Genomic DNA, 19,025 nt, shown 5'->3' with positions numbered 1-19,025 from the left:
CACCATCCAAAGCGTTGTTCGCTCCGGAACAAATGGCGCGCCATCAATGCGCTCTATGGTGTCAGCCGAGCGCCTTCAGCAGCGCATCGAGACTCTCGTCGGCGTCGCGCTCGGCGAGATCGTGGCGGGCATTCCAGTGCGGTTGCAACGGCATCAAATCCAGCTCCCGTTCGCTGCGGATCAGCCACTGCTCATAGTCGTGCCACTCGCCCAGGGCCGTCTGCGCATCCTTCAGCGGAGCGAGCAGGCGCTGTGGCACCGCCGACTCCTCCGGATAGGCCTCCAGCGAATAGCGCACCCGCTTGATCAGCAGGCGCAGGCGATGACGGTCGTGCGCGGGGTCCTTCAATGCCAGGCGCAGCTTCTGCCACTCCTTGCCCAGGCGTTTGCGCACCTTGCCGTGCAGGCCACCCAGCACGCCATGGCGGTCCGCTGTGCGCCACAGTTGCGGCCAGCCATCGAGACGCATCAGCAGGCGATCCCATTGCGGGCTGGCGAGCAGCGCGATGTAGCCCGAGAGCAGGGCCGGACGGCGCAGGGCCGCGGCCTGCTCGTAACCTTCGGCCTCCAGCACCGGCAGCAACACTTCCAGATCGCGCAGCGGTCCGCTCAGCCGTCCCACTTCACCCAGCGATTCTTCCAGCTCATCGATGCCCGGCATCCCGCGCACCGGATGCAGCAGGCTGCGCAGACGGCGCACGGCGATGCGCAGATCGTGCAGGGCTTCGGGATCGGAACCGGCGCTCAGACGGGCAGAGGCGGAGAACAGCGCGACCTCCTGCTCGATCAGATGGGTCACCAGGTAGTCGCTGAAAGAGGACACGGCACGCTCCGCAGGGTGGAATGAATTATCAGGTTAGTTGGCGCACCGCCGCCAGCAAGTGACCGGTGTCATGCCTCATGGCTGTCGCCGCCAGCGCCACGGCAACGCCTTGCGCAGCCGCACCAGGTGCCTGCGCAACACCGCGGGGTCGGCGCTGGCGCCGGCATAACACTGCGCCTCGAACGCTTCGCTGTAGGCACGGATCGTCTCGGCCTGCCCCGGCAGCGCGCGCATGGCGCGACCGCTGAAATCACGCTGCCCCTCCCCCGCTTCGCGGCGCAGCCCGTGGGGTGCGAGCAATTGCTCGAAACGCTCGAAACTGCGCAGCTGGATATCTCGCTGCCGCCGCCAGGGCTTGAACAGCCACAGTGCCAGCGCCGCCAGCAGCAACGCTCCGCCGCCGACCGTGGACAGCGCCAGCCAGAGACTGTCCGGCGCGCCGAACCAGCGGCGGAGCAGTTCGCCCTGCTGCTCGCCCTGGTAACCCAGCACCCAACGCTGCCAGCCATAGTTGATCTGATCCCAGCTCAGGCGCAGCTCATTGAGCAGGCTGAAACCCCGGTAACGCAGCGGCGAGAACGGATCGCCGGCGAGGAAACTGCCCTCGCGGCTCATCGCCTGCTCCAGCCCCAGTTCGATGCGTTCGGGCGATACCGCCCCGGTGGGGTCGACCCGCGTCCAGCCGCTGCCCGCCTGCCAGTACTCCACCCAGGCATGGGCATCGAACTGATGCACCAGCAGGTAGTTGCCGGCGGGGTTCAGCTCGCCGCCCTGGTAGCCGGTCACCACCCGCGCAGGAATCCCCGCCGCGCGCAGGACGAAGGTCATGGCGCCGGCATAGTGCTCGCAGAAGCCGGCGCGGGTGTCGAAGAGGAAGCCGTCGATACGCTCCGGCCCGGTCGCGGGCGGCTTGAGCGTGTAGGCGAAGGGCTGCTCGCGGAAGTGCCGGAGCATCGCCTGCGCCAGCTCACGGGGCTGCGGATAGCGCTCGTGCAGCTCGCGGGCCCAGGCCCGTGCCCGTGGATTGCCAGTGGCCGGCAAGCCCAGGTTGAGGCGCAGGGCGCGGCGGTTGTCGTTGGGCTCGAGCAGAGCACCGGGCCAGGACATGGCGTTGTAGAGCAGGCTCTGGCGTACCGGGGATCGGCGCTGGAGGCGGAAGTCGCTCATAAGCTGGGCGTCGCTCGCTCCGTTCTCCGCAACATCGAGCACGAACAGCCACGGATGGTCGCTCGGCTCCATGACTACCTGATATTCCAGTGCCACCCCCTGGCGCTGCCACTGCGGCGTCGGCGCATCGCGACGCTGGAAGGCCTGGGTCCAGCGCTCGCCATCGAAGCTCTCCAGGGTCAACGCGCGCCAGTACAGCTGCGAGCGCGGCGGTGGCTCGCCCTTGAAGCGGACGCGGAAGGCCAGTTCCGGCGACTGGCTGAGTTCCACCATGTCCCCCGGCATCATCGAATCGCTCAGGCCGGTGGTGGCCTTGCCGCCCGGCATCGGCAGCGACCACAGCGGCCCCAGGCGCGGGAACAGCATGAACAGCAGGAGCATCAGTGGCAGCGCCTGCAACAGCAGGCCACCGGCCAGGCGCAGGGTCGAGCCGGGACGGGCGGCGAAGTTGCTCTGCTGCAGGCCGATCAGCGCCGCTAGCAGCGCGGTCACCGGCAACAGGCTGAAGGCGGCGGCGAGGATGTCGTCCTGGAACAGGTAGCTGGTCACCACAGCGAAGAACCCCAGCAGGATCAGCACCCAGGCATCGCGCCGGGTCTTGAGCTCCACCAGCTTGATGATGAACGCGGCGATCAGCAGCACCACGCCGGCGTCCAGGCCGATCAGCGAGCCGCGCGAGAACCACACGCCGAGCCCGGCGGCGCCGACCAGCGCCAGCTTGGCCAGGCCGCTGGGGTAGTTGGCGCGCATGCGGAACACCTGGACGCGCCAAAACGCGCAGCCCAGCCACAGCCCGACGATCCACAGCGGCAGGTGCTCCAGGTGCGGGATGATCACCACCGCCTGGGCCACCAGCAGCCAGGTCAGCGCGACCCGTGGAATGGGCTGCGTGCTCATGCGCGCTCCCCGAACAGGGCGAGTGCGCGCAGGCAGGCCTCGCGATGGGCGTCGCCGGTCGCCACCGTCAATTGCATGCCCGGCAGGCGCAGGCCGAACGGCTGCTGGCGCAGCGACAGCTGCAGCACCCAGTAGCACAGCCGCGAAAGGCGGCCTTCGATATCGCCACCCAGCAGCGTGAAGTCCAGCCACAGATTGCGCCCGGCCAGCGCGGAGAAGTCCTTCACCAACAGGCCCTGGCCGCGGGAATAGGCCTTCCAGTGCAGGCGCCGGCGCGAATCGCCGGGCTGGTACGGGCGCAGCCCCTGGAAGTCATCGACACCCTGGCCACTGGGCCTCACGCCCTCCTCCTCGTCTGTCGCCGCGCCGCCTTCGAGCGGCAGGTCGCTGGCGAGCGGAGTCGGGTAGACCAGGCCGGCCTGGTCCAGGTCGAGCCAGCTCCAGGCCACCAGCAGGCCGAGCGGGAAGCGGCTTTCCACCCGCAGGCGGCCCGGCCGCAACCAGCCGCGCCGCTGCGCCGATACATCCAGGCGAAGCTCCTCGGCGCCCTCGGCCGGCACGTCGGCGAAGTGCAACTGCTCCGCCGTCCAGCCGATGGCGACGGCCTGGCGCGCACGCCCTTCCGCGTCCAGCCGCACCCGGAAGCCCAGCTGTTCGCCGACGAATACCGGCGTCGCGCCCAGCGCGGTCAGGCGCAGTCCGCCCAGGTTACGGTAGGTGTGCAGGATGGCGACGATGAACAGCGACAGCAGCAGGAAGGTCAGCCCGTAGGCCAGGCTGTTCTGGTAATTGATCGCCGTCAGCAGCATCAGCAGCAGCGCAACGCCGAACGCCACGCCCTGGCGAGTGGGAATGATGAAGATGCGCCGCTGGTTGAGTTGCAACGATGACGCCGGCGGAATCCGCCGGGCGATCCAGCTCTGCCACAGCGGCCTGACCTTGACCAGCATGGCCAGCCCTCAGAGCGCCGGCACTTCGCGCAGCAGCCACTGCACCAGCGCGCCGCCGCCGTGCCCGGTGGGGTCGGCCTGGTCGCGCAGGCGGTGGCCGGCCACCGACGGCAGCACCGCCTGCACATCCTCGGGGATGGCGTAGTCACGGCCGGCGAGCAGCGCCCAGGCACGCGCGGCGGCGAGCAGCCCCAGGCTGCCGCGCGGCGACAGGCCGAGGGCGAACGCCGGCTGGCTGCGGGTGGCCTCGACCAGACGCAGCACGTAGTCCACCAGCGCATCGCTGGCGCGAACCTCCAGCACCTCGCTCTGCAATGCCAGCAACTCCTTCGGGTCGAGCATCGGCTCCAGGCGCGGCAACAGATCGCGGCGCGCCTCGCCCAGCAGCAAGGCCTTCTCCGCCGCGCGGCCGGGGTAGCCCAGCGACAGGCGCATGAGGAAGCGGTCCAGCTGGGACTCCGGCAGCGCGAAGGTGCCACCCTGGGTCACCGGGTTCTGCGTGGCGATGACGAAGAAGGGTTCGGGCAGCGGACGGGTCGCGCCCTCGATGGTCACCTGGCCTTCCTCCATCGCTTCGAGCAACGCGCTCTGGCTCTTCGGCGTGGCGCGGTTGATCTCGTCGGCCAGCACCAGCTCGGCGAAGATCGGGCCCGGATGGAAGACGAACTGCCCGCTCTCGCGGTTGAACACCGAGGTCCCCAGCACGTCGCCGGGCAGCAGGTCGGAGGTGAACTGGATGCGCTGGAAGCTCAGGCCCAGCACCCGCGCGAGAGCATGGCTCAAGGTGGTCTTGCCCATGCCGGGCAGGTCTTCGATGAGCAGATGGCCACGGGCCAGGAGACAGGTGAGCGCCAGCCGGACCTGAATCTCCTTGCCGAGCAGAACGTCATCCACTGCCTTCAGGCAATTCTCCAGCTTGGCGCGCATCCTGACCTCTCGCTCTAGGAAAACTCCGATCCTACTGGCCCCGCGCCAGCCGTCATAGGTCCGGACACATTTCGTCCGCATTCCTGTGAAGCAGCACGTGATTCCACTGCCACTGACGCTAGCGTCCCAGCAGCCGCTCGACCAGCCAACTGGCCGCTGGCCCGGTCGGGCGCTGTCGCGACCAGATCACGTCCACCGCCACCCGGCGTGGCCAGCCGGCAACCTTCAGCTCGTGCATACGCCCCCCGGCGAAGCGCCCCACCATCCAGCTGGGCAATTCGATCCAGCCGAAGCCCAGCACGGCCATGTCCAGCAACAGCAGGTAGTTCGGCGCGCTCCAGCAACGGCCGCCGAGCATCGGCGCGGCATCATCCAGGTAGGTGTTCAGGCGCAGCGCCCGGTAAGCCAGCAAGTCCTCCCGCTCCACCCGCTCGCGGCCTGCCAGCGGATGGTCGCGACTGACGAACAGGCCGAACTCGGCCTGTTCGTTCAAGGTTGCCGAGCCGATGTCCGGCGGATACTCCCGCTGCGCCGCCAGCAGCCCCAGGCTGGCGCGGCCCTGGACGACCAGGTCGAGCACATCGCTGTGCTCGGCGATCAGCCATTCGAATTCCAGATCCGGATAGCGCGCATCGATCTCCGCCAACCGGGCCTCGAACTGTGCCGAGGGATAGGTATCGGACATGGCCAGCGTCACCCGCGACTCCAGCCCGCCGACGAGTTGCTGGGCGAGTTGGCCGAGCCGGTCGTTGGCCATCAGCACCTCCTCCACCCGTCCGAGCAACGCGTGGCCGGCCTCGGTCAGTTGCGGCTGGCGTGAGCTGCGGTCGAACAGGCCGAGGCCGAGGTCGATCTCCAGGCGGGCGATGGCCTCGCTGACGGTGGACTGGCTCTTGCCCAGCTTGCGCGCGGCGGCGCTGAAGGAGCCGAGGCAGGCGGCCTCGGCGAAGGCTTGCAGGGATTCGGGGGAATATTGCATCGGAGGCGCCCTCTTCCATCGGTTTCACCGATGGTATCCAACTTAGATCCAGCCGGTCGACCGATGATAATGGCGCCGGACCGACGGAGTCGGCCTGCAACTGTTATCTGGAGAATCCCATGAGCCCGAACAAAACCCTGAAAGAACGGCTGTTCCATGCCGTGCTTTTCGAACTGCTGGCGGTCGCCCTCTGCGCGCCGATCCTGGCCTGGCTGATGGATCGTCCCCTGGGCCACATGGGCGCCCTGACCCTGATGTTCTCGGCCATCGCCACCCTGTGGAACATGCTGTTCAACGCCGGCTTCGACCGCGCCCAGCAGCGCATGGGCTTCACCCGCACCCTGCCGGTGCGCGTGCTGCACGCCTCGCTGTTCGAACTGGGGCTGATCTTCCTGCTGGTGCCGCTGGCCGCCTGGTGGCTGTCGGTGAGCCTGCTGGAAGCCTTCATCCTGGATATCGGCCTGATCCTGTTCTTCCTGCCCTACGCCATCGTCTTCAACTGGGTGTACGACGTGGTGCGCGAGCGCTGGGTCGGCCGTGCGCAGATCGCCGAAGCCAACCTGTAGGAGCGCGCCACGCGCGCGATCGCGGGCATGGCCCGCTCCTACAAGAGCCATTACGCAGAAACGAAAAAGCCCGCATTGATGCGGGCTTTTTCATGCATGGAGAAAGATTCAGGCCAGGTTGGCGACGATATCGCGCAGGGCCTTGCCCGGATCGGCGGCCTGACTGATCGGGCGACCGATCACCAGGTAGTCGGAGCCATTGTCCAGCGCCTGGCGCGGGGTGAGGATACGGCGCTGGTCGTCCTGGGCGCTGCCAGCCGGGCGGATGCCGGGGGTGACCAGTTGCAGCGACGGGTGTGCGGCCTTCAGCGCTGGCGCTTCCTGGGCCGAACACACCAGCCCGTCCATGCCGGCCTTCTGCGCCAACGCCGCCAGGCGCAGCACCTGCTCCTGGGGCTCGACGTCCAGGCCGATACCGGCCAGGTCCTCGCGCTCCATGCTGGTCAGCACGGTCACGCCGATCAGCAAGGGTTTCGGGCCGTTGAAGGCTTCGAGGGTCTCGCGGCAGGCGCTCATCATGCGCAGGCCGCCGGAGCAGTGCACGTTGACCATCCACACGCCCATCTCGGCGGCGGCACGCACGGCCATCGCCGTGGTGTTGGGGATGTCGTGGAATTTCAGATCGAGGAAGACTTCGAAGCCACGGCTGTTCAGCGTCTCGACGATACCGGCGGCGCAGCTGGTGAACAGCTCCTTGCCCACCTTCACCCGGCACAGCGTGGGATCGAGCTGGTCAGCCAGCGCCAGCGCGGCTTCGCGGGTGGGGAAATCCAGGGCGACGATGATCGGGGACTGGCAGGCGGACATGGGCTCTCTCGGAGGTTGCGAAAAAATCGGCGCATATTGTCGCAGAAACACTCCGACTTCCGTAGCCCGCCCGGCAGGAATGCTCTGCCGGCCCAAGCGTCCAGGCGTTCCCGGTTGTCGCGGAGCCGCGTGACCACCAGGCCGGGCAGGCGCGAACAGGCTTTGGTCAGCTCAATTTTCATCGGAGCTTCATTGGCGTGTCACAAACCGCCAGACGCGGCATCTACTCTTCAGAAACCGCCTGCCGCATTCGGACGGCGGCACAACCGGCTTTGCACAACGCAGGCGCCGACGCCATGCCGACACTACTAGCCAGCCTGACACTGGCCCTGCTCATGGGGTTCGCCATCCAGCGTGGCGGCACCTGCCTGGTCGCCGCCATCGAGGAAGTGTTGCACAAGCGCCGCTGGACCCGCTTCGCCGCCTTGCTGGAGGCCACGCTCTGGGTGACGGCCGGATTGGTGGCCCTGCGTTCGCTGGGCCTGCTGCAGCAGGTGCCAATGGGCATTCCCCTGCACTGGAGCGCTGTAGCCGGCGGCGTTCTCCTCGGCCTGGGCGCGGCCCTCAACGGTGGCTGCGTGCTAGGCACCCTCGCCCGGCTCGGTTCCGGACAATGGGCCTGGCTGGCCACACCGCTCGGATTTCTTGGCGGCTGCCTGCTACTGCGCAGTTGGGAGGCGGGGATGGCGAGCCAACCCATGCCGCTTTCGAGCTGGCTGTGGAACCTTCCAGCGACCCTGCCGGCACTGGTCCTGCTGCCACTGGCGCTACGCGCCAGCTGGCTCGTCCACGGCGCGCGGCGCCTGGGCAGCGCGCCATGGCCCGCGCACCTGGCGACCCTGGTCATCGCCATGTGCTTTCTGGGGCTCTTCGTCACGGTTGGCCCATGGAACTACACCGATCTGCTGAAAGAACTGGCCGATGGCCGCTTCATGCACCTGGGCATTCGCGGCCTGCTGTTGCCGACCCTGTTCGCCGGCGCGTTGCTCGGCGGCTGGCTTTCCGGGAATTGGCAACGGCGCTGGCCGCACGGGCCCGACATCGCGCGTTGCCTCGCAGGCGGACTGCTGATGGGCGCCGGCGCCAGGCTGGTACCGGGCGGCAACGACAGCCTGATCCTGTTCGGCATGCCGCTGCTCTGGCCGAACGCCTGGCTGGCCTTCGGCTTTATGTGCCTGAGCATCGTCCTCGCGCTCCGGCTGATGCAGTGGATGAAATAGACATCTGCGACCGGCCCGCGCCTGACAACCCCACCCCGCCAGCGTATCGTTAAGACCTACAGCCACTGTCGGAGACGGAACCATGCCCTGGTATGCCTGGTTGATCATTGCCCTCGCCCTGGGCTCCATTGTCGGGGCGCTGCTGATGCTGCGCGATACGGCGAAGAAGCTTCCGCTCACCGAGGAACAGTTGCGCCGCATCCATGAGCGCAACGCCGAAATGGACGCCAAGGACGACGACGATAAGCGTTAAATCCTCTGCAAGTAGCTGACCGGCCGGCCAAAAACGGACGTCAAAGATGGCCAGCGACAGTGGAAATTGCCTAGACTGCGCCTCCTGGATGGAGGAAAGAATGCTCAGGAAGCTCCTGCCGCTGCTGCCCGTCGTGTTGTTGCTCTGCGGATTCGCGCTGGGTTATGTCCAGCCGGTGGGGTTGCTAATCGGTGCCGTCTACGTCGTATGGACACTCTACGGCGAGCATTTCATGCCACGCCTGCTCTGGTGGCTGGTGTGCCTGGCGGTCAGCGTCGCGCTGGCCGCGCACCTGTTGCCCGGCAACATCTCATGGACACTCTGGCCGGTGCGCCAGCTCAGCCCTGACGCTCCTGTCTACGCCCTGCGCCTGTCCTGGGACAAGGCCCTGGTCGGTATCACCCTGCTCGCCTGGTGGTTGCGCCGCGAGCCGGTGGCGACAGAAAAACGCTCGCCGGACTTCGCCGCCATCGCCATTGTCACCACCCTCTTCGCCGTACCGCTGGTGGCCGTGGCCGGCGGGCTGGTGGTGTGGAACCCGAAATGGCCGCCGGGCTTCTGGCTGTGGATGCTGGTCAACGTCTGCGTGATCTCGCTCACCGAGGAAGCCTTCTTCCGTGGCCTGCTGCAAAGCGAGCTGGTGCGGCGCTTCGGCGCGCTGTTCGGGGTGGCGGTGTCGAGCGTGCTGTTCGGTCTGGTGCACTGGCCGATCAATCCACTGTTCGCGGTAGTCGCGGGCATCGCGGGGCTGGGCTATGGCCTGGCCTTCCACTTCAGCGGCCGCCTGCTGGTGGCGGTGCTGCTGCATGCGGCGGTGAACAGCCTGCACCTGCTGCTGTTCAGCTATCCGTTGCGGATTCTCTGAGCCCGCTGCACCAACTCACTCATGGTAGGAGCGCGCCATGCGCGCGATCGCGGGCATGGCCCGCTCCTACAATGTTCCTTACTCGCGCATGACCAGCAACAGCGCCTGCTCCGCCAGCTCATCCAGCGTCAGGCTGCCGTCGGGACGGTACCAGGTGATCGACCAGGACAGCGCCCCGGTGAGGAAGCGCCGCAGGATGAACGGGTCGCCCTGGCTGTAGCCCGCCATGCGCGCCTCTTCCAGCACTTCCAGCCACATCTGCTCGTAGATGTCGCGCAGGCTGAGGATATAGGCCTGGCCCTCGTCCGACAGCGAGCGCCATTCGTAGACCAGCACCGCCATCGCCTCGCCGGTGCCGCCGGTGATCGACTGCAGTTCGCAGCGGATCAGCGCCAGCAGGCGTTCGCGCAGGGTCGTCGCATCGGCCAGGGCGGCGCGCATCAGGGCGGTGTTGTAGAGGATGGTTTCCTCCATCACCGAGCGGAGGATTTCATCCTTGCTCTTGAAGTGATGGAAGATGCTGCCGGACTGGATACCCACCGCGCCGGCCAGGTCACGCACTGTGGTGCGCTCGTAGCCCTTGCTGCGGAACAGGTGCGCGGCGGTCTGCAGCAGCTTGCCACGGGCGCTCTCCGGGTCGGTGATCTGCCCGGTCCCGATCAGCTCCAGCATCACTTCGCGGGCTTTGCGGTCATCCACGCTGTCTCTCCCCATCCGGCTCATCTGTTCTCGGCGATTCATTGAAACGCCCGCAAGTGCTTGTGTTGTCTGACGAAATGTAAGCCCGCGGAGACCTACCAAGCAAGCGCTTGGCCATCCATTGGTTGGGGTTGTCGTAAATCTCACTCTTTTCAACCAAGCGCTTGCTTGGTAATGTCGTTCCATCACCCAACGTCACGGGCAGAACAATGACTAAAACCGTACGTATCGGCTGCGCCTCCGCCTTCTGGGGCGACACCTCCACCGCCGCTGCCCAGCTGGTGCGCGGGGCGGAAATGGATTACCTGGTCTTCGACTACCTCGCCGAAATCACCATGTCGATCATGGCCGGCGCCCGCCTGAAGAATCCCGAGGCAGGCTACGCCACCGATTTCGTCGAAGTGATGACACCCCTGCTGGGCGATATCGCCGCAAAACGGATACGCGTGATCAGCAATGCCGGCGGGGTGAACCCGCAGGCCTGCGCCAGCGCCCTGGCCGCCGCCTGCGAGAAGGCCGGCGTGGCGCTGAAGATCGCCGTGGTGCACGGCGACAACCTGCAGCCGCGCCTGGGCGAACTGGCCAAGGCCGGCATTCGCGAGATGTTCTCAGGCGCGCCGCTGCCGCCGATGTGCGTGTCGGTCAACGCCTACCTCGGCGCCCCCGGCATCGTCGAGGCGCTGAAGGCCGGCGCCGATATCGTCATCACCGGCCGCGTGGTGGACAGCGCGGTGGTCAGCGCCGCCCTGGTGCACGAATTCGGCTGGGCCTGGAACGACTATGACAAGCTGGCCCAGGCCGCCCTGGCCGGGCACATCATCGAATGCGGCGCGCAATGCACCGGCGGCAACTTCACCGACTGGGAAAGCGTGCCGGACTACGAGCACATCGGCTTCCCCCTCGTCGAAGTACAGGCCAGCGGCGAGTTCGTGGTGACCAAGCCGCAGGGCACTGGCGGGCTGGTGACGCCGCTGTCGGTGGGCGAGCAGATGCTCTACGAGATCGGCGACCCGCGCGCCTACCTGCTGCCCGATGTGGTCTGCGATTTCACCCAGGTACAGCTCGCCCAGGTCGGCGAAAACCGCGTGGCCGTCAGCGGCGCGCGCGGCTTGCCGCCGACCGGGCAATACAAGGTCAGCGCCACCTACCCGGATGGTTTCCGCTGCACCGCCAGTTGCCTGATCGCCGGCATCGACGCGGTGAAGAAGGCCGAGCGGGTCAGCCAGGCGATCATTGCCAAGACCGAGGAAATCCTCATGGAGCGCGGCTGGGGCCCGTACCGTGAGGTCAGTGTGGAACTCCTCGGCAGCGAGGCCACCTACGGCCCGCACGGGCGTCGCAGCGACAACCGCGAGATCGTGGTGAAGCTGGCCGTGCGCCACAGCCGCAAGGAAGCCCTGGTGCTGTTCTCCCGCGAGATCGCCCAGGCCGCCACCGGCATGGCGCCGGGCCTGACTGGTATCGTCGGCGGCCGCCCCACCGTGTACCCGGTGATCCGCCTGTTCTCCTTCCTGATCGACAAGGACGCCTGCGAACTGGCGGTGGAGATCGACGGCCAGCGCCAGCCGGTCGCCCTGCCGCACATCGAGCACTTCGACCCCTCGGCGCTGACCGACGACATCCCGGTTGCCGCCGCGAAGGGCCCGGCCCAGGCCAGCGTGCCGCTGGTGAAGCTGGCCGTGGCGCGCTCCGGAGACAAGGGCAACCACAGCAACATCGGCGTCATGGCGCGCCGGCCCGAATACCTGCCGTGGATCGCCGAGGCGCTGAGCGAAGGCGCGGTAGCCGAGTGGATGCAGCACGTGCTCGACCCGCAGCTCGGCCGAGTCAGCCGCTGGCACCTGCCGGGCACGCACAGCCTGAACTTCCTGTTGGAGAACGCCCTGGGCGGCGGTGGCGTCGCCAGCCTGCGTATCGACCCGCAGGGCAAGGCCTTCGCCCAGCAGTTGCTGGAATTCCCGGTGGCGGTGCCGCAGCACATCGCCGATCAGTTCCTGTAGGAGCGAGCTTGCTCGCGAACCCAACCCCGCAGCGGAGTCTGTTCGCGAGCAAGCTCGCTCCTACGAAAAGCACGCACGACGAACGATTGAGCAGGACGAAAACAACCATGAGCTACGACTCGATCTTCAAGGCAGGCCTGTTCGACGGCCAGACCATCATCGTCACCGGCGGCGGCAGCGGCATCGGCCGCTGCACCGCCCATGAGCTGGCGGCCCTCGGCGCCCATGTGGTGCTGGTCGGGCGCAAAGCCGAGAAGCTGGAGAAGACCGCCGGCGAAATCCTCGAGGACGGCGGCAGCGCCAGCTGGCACAGCTGCGACATTCGCGACGAGGAAGCGGTGAAGGCGCTGGTGGCGCAAATCATCGCCGAGCGCGGGCCGATCCATCACCTGGTCAACAACGCTGGCGGCCAGTACCCCGCGCCGCTGGCCTCGATAAACCTGAAGGGTTTCGAGGCCGTAGTCCGCACCAACCTCGTGGGCGGCTTCCTGATGGCCCGCGAAGTGTTCAACCAGAGCCTGAGCAAGACCGGCGGCAGCATCGTCAACATGCTCGCCGACATGTGGGGCGGCATGCCCGGCATGGGCCACTCCGGCGCCGCCCGCGCCGGCATGGAGAACTTCACCAAGACCGCCGCCATCGAGTGGGGCCACGCCGGGGTGCGGGTCAACGCCGTAGCGCCGGGCTGGATCGCTTCCAGCGGCATGGACACCTACGAAGGCGCGTTCAAGGCGGTGATCCCGACCCTGCGCGAGCACGTGCCGCTCAAGCGCATCGGCACCGAGTCGGAAGTTTCTGCCGCCATCGTCTTCCTGCTCTCCCCCGGCGCGGCGTTCGTCAGCGGCAACACCATCCGCATCGACGGCGCCGCCAGCCAGGGCAGCCGCGCCTTCCCGCTGTCCAAGGCAAAGCCGGGGCAGAGCCGCTCCTACAATGGCTTCCACCGTGCCTATCTACCCGATGTCTTGAAGGATCAGGAGTAAGCCATGCCGGTGATCCAGTCGGAAATCGACGCCCAGGGCGACGACTTCGCCCGCAACCGCGAGGCCATGCTGGCCGCCGTGGCGAGCTTCCGCGAGGTCGAACAGAAGGTGCTGGACAAGGCCGCCGAGGCCAAGCCCAAGTTCGACAAGCGCGGCCAGCTGCTGCCGCGCGAGCGCCTGAACCTGCTGCTGGACCCCGGCGCGCCGTTCCTCGAGATTTCCTCGCTGGCCGGCTACAAGCTGCATGACGACAAGGACGGCACCCAGGCCGGCGGCGGCATCATCTCCGGCATCGGCTACATCGCCGGGGTGCGCTGCCTGGTGACCGCCAGCAACAGCGCGATCAAGGGCGGCACCATCTCCCCCACCGGGCTGAAGAAGACCCTGCGCCTGCAGCAGATCGCCCTGGAGAACAAGCTGCCGGTGGTGGCGCTGACCGAGAGCGGCGGCGCCAACCTGAACTACGCCGCGGACATCTTCGTCGAGGGCGCGCGCGGTTTCGCCAACCAAGCGCGCATGTCGGCGGCGGGCATTCCGCAGATCACCGTGGTGCACGGCTCGTCCACCGCCGGCGGCGCCTACCAGCCGGGCTTGTCGGACTACGTGGTGGTGGTGCGCGGCAAGGCCAAGATGTTCCTCGCCGGCCCACCGCTGCTCAAGGCTGCCACAGGCGAAGTCGCTACCGATGAAGAACTCGGCGGCGCCGAACTGCATGCCCAGGTCGCCGGCACCGCCGAATACCTGGCCGAGAACGACGCCGACGGCGTGCGCCTGGCCCGCGAAATCCTCGCTTCGCTGCCGTGGAATGCCCAGTTGCCGGCCCGCCCGAAACAGGCATGGGATGCCCCGCTGTACCCGGCCGAGGAACTTCTCGGCGTGGTCCCAGCGGACGCGAAGAAGCCCTATGACGTGCGCGAGATCATCGCGCGCATCGCCGACGGCTCGCGCTTCCTCGACTTCAAGAACGAGTTCGACAGCCAGACCGTCTGCGGCCACCTGCACATCGAAGGCCACGCCTGCGGCCTGATCGGCAACAACGGCCCGATCACCCCGCAGGGCGCGGCCAAGGCGGCGCAATTCATCCAGCTGTGCGAGCAGAGCAACACGCCGATCCTGTTCCTGCACAACACCACCGGCTTCATGGTCGGCACCGAGTCCGAGCGCCTGGGCGTGATCAAGCACGGCTCGAAGATGATCCAGGCGGTGGCCAACGCCACAGTGCCCAAGCTCACCTTGGTGGTCGGCGGTTCCTACGGCGCCGGCAACTACGCCATGTGCGGCCGCGGGCTGGACCCGCGCTTCATCTTCGCCTGGCCCAACAGCCGCACCGCCGTGATGGGCAGCGCCCAGGCCGGCAAGGTGCTGCGCATCGTCACCGAGGAAAAGCACGCCAAGGAGGGCAAGGAGCCCGACCCGAAGATGCTCGACATGCTCGAACAGATGACCGCGCAGAAGCTCGACGCCCAGTCCACAGCGCTCTATGGCACGGCGAGCCTGTGGGACGACGGGCTGATCGACCCGCGCGACACCCGCGCGCTGCTCGGCTACCTGCTGGACATCTGCGCGGAAGCGGCCGTGCGGCCGCTGAAGCACAACAGTTTCGGCGTCGCGCGGTTCTGACGCGCCTTCACGACATTCAGGCTCAAGGAGAACAACAACAATGATCTTCACCCAGGAACACGAAGAACTCCGCCGCACCGTCCGCAACTTCGTCGAGAAGGAAATCAACCCCTACGTCGACGAGTGGGAAAAGGCCGGGCGTTTCCCGATCCACGAAGTCTTCAAGAAGGCCGGCGACCTGGGTCTGCTGGGCATCTCCAAGCCGGAGAAATTCGGCGGCATGGGCCTGGACTACAGCTACTCGGTGGTCGCCGCCGAAGAGTTCGGCACCATCCATTGCGGCGGCGTGCCGATGGCCCTGGGCGTGCAGACCGACATGTGTACCCCGGCCCTGGCGCGTTTCGGCTCCGACGAGCTGCGCGAGGAGTTCCTGCGCCCGGCGATTACCGGCGAGATGGTCGGCTGCATCGGCGTCTCCGAGGTCGGCGCCGGCTCCGACGTGGCGGGCCTGAAGACCACCGCACGCAAGGATGGCGACGACTACGTCATCAACGGCAGCAAGATGTGGATCACCAACTCGCCGTCCGCCGACTTCATCTGCCTGCTGGCCAACACCTCCGACGACAAGCCCCACGTCAACAAGTCGCTGATCATGGTGCCGATGAAGTCCAAGGGCATCAGCGTCAGCCCGCACCTGGACAAGCTCGGCATGCGCAGCTCGGAGACCGCCCAGGTGTTCTTCGACGACGTGCGCGTGCCGCAGCGCAACCGCATCGGTGCCGAGGGCGCGGGCTTCATGATGCAGATGCTGCAGTTCCAGGAAGAACGCCTGTTCGGCGCCGCCAGCGGGATCAAGGGCCTGGAGTATTGCGTCAACGCCACCATCGACTACTGCAAGGAGCGCAAGACCTTCGGCCAGGCGCTGATCGACAACCAGGTCATCCACTTCCGCATGGCTGAGCTTATGACCGAGATCGAGTGCCTGCGCGCCCTCACCTACCAGGCCACCGAGCAGTACGTCCGAGGCAAGGACGTGACCCGCCTGGCCTCCATGGCCAAGCTCAAGGTCGGCCGCCTGGCCCGCGAAGTCACCGACGCCTGCCTGCAGTACTGGGGCGGCCAGGGCTTCATGTGGGAGAACCCGATTGCCCGCGCCTACCGCGACACCCGCCTGGTCTCCATCGGCGGCGGCGCGGACGAAATCATGCTGGGCATCATCTGCAAGCTGATGGGCACCCTGCCGGGCAAGAAGAAGGGCTGACGCCATGACCCTGCCGAACTGCGAAACCCTGCTGCTGGAACGTGACGGCGGCGTGCTGCACGTCACCCTGAATCGCCCGGACAGCCGCAACGCCATGAGCCTGGCGATGGTCGGCGAACTGCGTGCAGTGCTCGCCGCCGTGCGCGACGACCGCGCCGTGCGCGCCATCGTACTGCGCGGCGCCGGTGGGCACTTCTGCGCTGGCGGCGACATCAAGGACATGGCCGGCGCCCGCGCCGCCGGTCCGGATGCCTACACCGCGCTGAACCGCGCCTTCGGCGGTCTGCTGGAAGAAGCCCAGGCACAACCGCAGGTGCTGGTCGCCGTGCTGGAAGGCGCGGTGCTCGGCGGCGGCTTCGGCCTCGCCTGCGTCTCGGACATCGCCATCGCGGCGGCGGACGCGCAATTCGGCCTGCCGGAAACCAGCCTCGGCATCCTGCCAGCGCAGATCGCCCCCTTCGTGGTGAAGCGCATCGGCCTTACCCAGGCGCGCCGCCTGGCCCTCACCGCCGCCCGCTTCGATGGCCGCGAGGCGCTGCGCCTGGGCCTGGTGCATGCCTGCGCGGACAGCGCCGAGAGCCTCGGTGAGCAACTGGCGCAGACGCTCGACCAGGTGCGCCGCTGCGCCCCTGGCGCCAACGCCGCCACCAAGGCGCTGCTGCTCGCCACCGAGACCGAAGCCCTCGGTCCGCTGCTGGACGCCGCCGCCCGCCAGTTCGCCGCCGCGGTGACCGGCGAGGAAGGTGCCGAAGGGACGCTGGCCTTCGTGCAGAAACGCAAACCGAACTGGGCGCAGTGAGGCTGTTTATTGGGTCCCCGCGTTCGCGGGGATGACGGCGAGAGACACCGCTCCCCCACACGTCATTCCCGCGAACGCGGGAATCCAGAAACACCCCAGACGCCGCCAGACAAGCAGGAGCCCCCAGATGCCCGCCTTCGACAAGATCCTCATCGCCAACCGTGGCGAGATCGCCTGCCGGGTGATCCGCACTGCCCACGACCTGGGCTACCGCACCGTCGCCGTGTACAGCGAGGCCGACGCCAACGCTCGCCATGTGCAACTGGCCGACGAAGCCGTATGCATCGGCCCGGCGCCGGTGGGCCAGTCCTATCTGAAGCCGGAAGCGATTCTCGACGCGGCGAAACGCACCGGCGCCAGCGCCGTCCACCCCGGCTACGGTTTCCTCTCGGAGAACGCCGACTTCGCCCGCGCCTGCGAGACCGCCGGCATCGTCTTCATCGGTCCCGGCGTGGAAGCCATCCACCTGATGGGCAGCAAGCGCCTGTCGAAGATCGCCATGCTCGAAGCCGGTGTGCCCTGCATCCCCGGCTACGAAGGCGCGGAGCAGGACGACGCCACGCTGACCCGCGAAGCGCAGCGCATCGGCTACCCGCTGATGATCAAGGCCAGCGCAGGCGGCGGCGGGCGCGGCATGCGCCTGGTGATCCGCAGCGAAGACCTCGCCGAACAGCTGCGCACCGCGCGCTCGGAAGCGCAGAACGCCTTCGGCAGCGGCGAGCTGATCCTGGAGAAAGCCGTGGTGCAGCCGCGCCACGTGGAAATCCAGGTGTTCGGCGACCGCCACGGCCACATCGTCTACCTCGGCGAGCGCGACTGCTCGGTGCAGCGCCGCCACCAGAAGGTCATCGAGGAAGCGCCCTGCCCGGTGCTGACCGAGGAACTGCGCTCCGCCATGGGCGAGGCCGCGGTGAAGGCCGCCGCGTCGGTGAACTACGTCGGCGCCGGCACCGTGGAGTTCCTGCTGGACTCCCGCGGCGCCTTCTACTTCCTGGAGATGAACACCCGCCTGCAGGTGGAGCACCCGGTCACCGAGCTGGTCACCGGCCAGGACCTGGTGGCCTGGCAGATCCGCGTCGCCGAGGGTCATCCGCTGCCGCTGACCCAGGAACAGATCCAGCTCAAGGGCCACGCCATCGAAGTGCGCCTGTACGCCGAGGACGCAGGTAACGGCTTCCTCCCGCAGACCGGCCAGGTACTGCGCTGGACGCCGCCGCAACTGGACGGCATCCGCGTCGACCACGGCCTGCGCGAAGGCCAGCCGGTCACGCCGTTCTACGACCCGATGCTGGCCAAGGTCATCGCCTACGGCGCCACCCGCGACGAGGCCCGGCGCAAGCTGGTGCGCGCCGTCGAGGATTGCGTGCTGCTGGGCGTGACCGGCAACCAGCGCTTCCTCGCCAACCTGCTCAGGCACCCGGAATTCGCCGCCGGCAAGGCCACCACCGCGTTCATCGGCGAGCAGTTCGCCGGCGACCCGAGCCTGGCCCCGCGCCAGCCGCAGGCGCTGGAACTGGCCTGTGCCGCCGCCCTGCTCTACCAGGCCTCGGCCAGCGACCGCGCGCACCAGCCGGGCCTTTCCGGCTGGCGCAGCGCGGGCAGCGCGCCGTGGCGCTTCGCCCTCAAGCAGGGCGAGGAGAAGTTCGTCGTCGAACTGGAGGTTCGCGAACACGGGGCGCAGCCCGCGCTGCTGGCACGTATCGGCGAGGTGCGGATTGCGCTGCGTCTTCTGGGAGAAGAACACGGCGATGCAATCCTCGAAGCCGACGGCATCCGCCGCCGCCTGCCGTTCCACCGAGAGGGTGCGCGTCTGTGGCTGTATGGCGCGGACGGCAACCTGGAGCTGCAGGACGTCACCCACGAACCGGCCGGCGTCGCCGCTGGCGCGGGCTCCGGCACGGTGAAGGCACCGATGGATGGCGCCATCGTCGACGTGCTGGTGGCCGAGGGCACGCGCGTGAGCAAGGGCCAGCTGCTGCTGGTGCTGGAAGCGATGAAGATGGAGCACCCACTCAAGGCCGGCGTCGACGGCGTGATCCGCCGCGTGCAGGTGAGCAAGGGCGAGCAGGTGAAATCCCGGCAGTTGCTGGTGGAGGTCGAGGCGCTGGAGTCCGCCTGAACCTCTCATCCCCTCACCCCAGCCCTCTCCCCTAGGAGAGGGGGCCGATTGTGCCGGCTGAATGCACAGTTTCATCCTGCTCCGAACAGTCCCCTCTCCCTCTGGGAGAGGGTTAGGGTGAGGGCAGGCCCGAGCGCACCCGACATCAGG

At 67.7% G+C, this 19,025-nt stretch carries 17 protein-coding genes; 10 read left to right on the top strand and 7 right to left on the bottom strand.

Annotated elements, in window-relative coordinates:
- Positions 1-61: 61 nt before the first annotated feature.
- From ACQ5BL_RS03220 to ACQ5BL_RS03200, 5 genes are all read right to left on the bottom strand, one after another.
- A complete protein-coding gene (locus tag ACQ5BL_RS03220; RefSeq protein ID WP_207884484.1) occupies positions 62-823 on the bottom strand; it encodes a CHAD domain-containing protein in 762 nt (253 codons plus the stop codon).
- A 75-nt stretch (positions 824-898) separates the two neighbouring features.
- A complete protein-coding gene (locus ACQ5BL_RS03215) occupies positions 899-2,887 on the bottom strand; it encodes a transglutaminase TgpA family protein (protein ID WP_243805040.1) in 1,989 nt (662 codons plus the stop codon).
- Positions 2,884-3,837 (bottom strand): DUF58 domain-containing protein, encoded by a 954-nt coding sequence (locus ACQ5BL_RS03210; protein ID WP_243805041.1) that lies wholly within the window; start codon positions 3,835-3,837, stop codon positions 2,884-2,886. Before ACQ5BL_RS03210 ends, ACQ5BL_RS03215 begins: the two co-directional genes overlap by 4 nt.
- 9 nt (positions 3,838-3,846) lie before the next feature.
- Positions 3,847-4,764, bottom strand: coding sequence for an AAA family ATPase (locus tag ACQ5BL_RS03205; protein ID WP_243805042.1), 918 nt, complete (start codon positions 4,762-4,764; stop codon positions 3,847-3,849).
- 118 nt (positions 4,765-4,882) lie between these two features.
- Positions 4,883-5,743 (bottom strand): LysR family transcriptional regulator, encoded by an 861-nt coding sequence (locus ACQ5BL_RS03200; RefSeq protein WP_243805043.1) that lies wholly within the window; start codon positions 5,741-5,743, stop codon positions 4,883-4,885.
- A gap of 119 nt (positions 5,744-5,862) precedes the next feature.
- Here ACQ5BL_RS03200 and ACQ5BL_RS03195 point away from each other — a divergent pair, with 119 nt between their 5' ends.
- Entirely contained in the window at positions 5,863-6,309 is a 447-nt protein-coding gene (locus ACQ5BL_RS03195) for a multidrug/biocide efflux PACE transporter (RefSeq protein ID WP_243805044.1), read from the top strand.
- A gap of 108 nt (positions 6,310-6,417) precedes the next feature.
- Here the strand turns inward: ACQ5BL_RS03195 and pyrF are convergent, their stop codons facing one another.
- On the bottom strand, positions 6,418-7,116 hold the full coding sequence (gene pyrF, locus ACQ5BL_RS03190; protein ID WP_243805045.1) for an orotidine-5'-phosphate decarboxylase: 699 nt from the start codon (positions 7,114-7,116) through the stop codon (positions 6,418-6,420).
- A gap of 296 nt (positions 7,117-7,412) precedes the next feature.
- On the opposite strand from pyrF, the gene ACQ5BL_RS03185 reads away from it, so the two are divergent.
- From ACQ5BL_RS03185 to ACQ5BL_RS03175, 3 genes are all read left to right on the top strand, one after another.
- Positions 7,413-8,336 (top strand): YeeE/YedE thiosulfate transporter family protein, encoded by a 924-nt coding sequence (locus ACQ5BL_RS03185; protein WP_243805046.1) that lies wholly within the window; start codon positions 7,413-7,415, stop codon positions 8,334-8,336.
- An 82-nt stretch (positions 8,337-8,418) separates the two neighbouring features.
- A complete protein-coding gene (locus tag ACQ5BL_RS03180; RefSeq protein WP_243805047.1) occupies positions 8,419-8,589 on the top strand; it encodes a DUF2897 family protein in 171 nt (56 codons plus the stop codon).
- A 100-nt stretch (positions 8,590-8,689) separates the two neighbouring features.
- Positions 8,690-9,454: a CPBP family intramembrane glutamic endopeptidase gene (locus ACQ5BL_RS03175; RefSeq protein ID WP_207884475.1), complete on the top strand. Its 765-nt coding sequence runs from the start codon at positions 8,690-8,692 to the stop codon at positions 9,452-9,454.
- Between the two features lie 78 nt (positions 9,455-9,532).
- Here ACQ5BL_RS03175 and ACQ5BL_RS03170 read toward each other — a convergent pair whose 3' ends face one another.
- Positions 9,533-10,153, bottom strand: a complete 621-nt coding sequence (locus ACQ5BL_RS03170) for a TetR/AcrR family transcriptional regulator (RefSeq protein WP_243805048.1) — start codon at positions 10,151-10,153, stop codon at positions 9,533-9,535.
- 209 nt (positions 10,154-10,362) lie between these two features.
- On the opposite strand from ACQ5BL_RS03170, the gene ACQ5BL_RS03165 reads away from it, so the two are divergent.
- The 6 genes from ACQ5BL_RS03165 (at position 10,363) to atuF (ending at position 18,875) form a co-directional block, all read left to right on the top strand.
- A complete protein-coding gene (locus ACQ5BL_RS03165; RefSeq protein WP_243805049.1) occupies positions 10,363-12,153 on the top strand; it encodes an acyclic terpene utilization AtuA family protein in 1,791 nt (596 codons plus the stop codon).
- Positions 12,154-12,260: 107 nt separating this feature from the next.
- Complete coding sequence (locus tag ACQ5BL_RS03160) at positions 12,261-13,136, top strand: SDR family oxidoreductase (protein ID WP_243805050.1); 876 nt, start codon at positions 12,261-12,263, stop codon at positions 13,134-13,136.
- Between the two features lie 3 nt (positions 13,137-13,139).
- Entirely contained in the window at positions 13,140-14,756 is a 1,617-nt protein-coding gene (atuC, locus tag ACQ5BL_RS03155; protein WP_243805051.1) for an acyl-CoA carboxylase subunit beta, read from the top strand.
- 40 nt (positions 14,757-14,796) lie between these two features.
- Entirely contained in the window at positions 14,797-15,957 is a 1,161-nt protein-coding gene (atuD, locus tag ACQ5BL_RS03150; RefSeq protein WP_243805052.1) for a citronellyl-CoA dehydrogenase, read from the top strand.
- Between the two features lie 4 nt (positions 15,958-15,961).
- On the top strand, positions 15,962-16,756 hold the full coding sequence (gene atuE, locus ACQ5BL_RS03145) for an isohexenylglutaconyl-CoA hydratase (protein WP_243805053.1): 795 nt from the start codon (positions 15,962-15,964) through the stop codon (positions 16,754-16,756).
- A 127-nt stretch (positions 16,757-16,883) separates the two neighbouring features.
- On the top strand, positions 16,884-18,875 hold the full coding sequence (gene atuF / locus ACQ5BL_RS03140; RefSeq protein ID WP_243805054.1) for a geranyl-CoA carboxylase subunit apha: 1,992 nt from the start codon (positions 16,884-16,886) through the stop codon (positions 18,873-18,875).
- The last annotated feature ends 150 nt before the right edge of the window (positions 18,876-19,025 follow it).

Origin of the sequence: Pseudomonas sp. B1-22, from assembly GCF_050474425.1 — a bacterium.
In the GTDB taxonomy this organism is placed as follows: domain Bacteria; phylum Pseudomonadota; class Gammaproteobacteria; order Pseudomonadales; family Pseudomonadaceae; genus Pseudomonas.
Note: the sequence above shows the minus strand (reverse complement) of the source record. Positions and strands in the feature narration are given on the sequence as shown.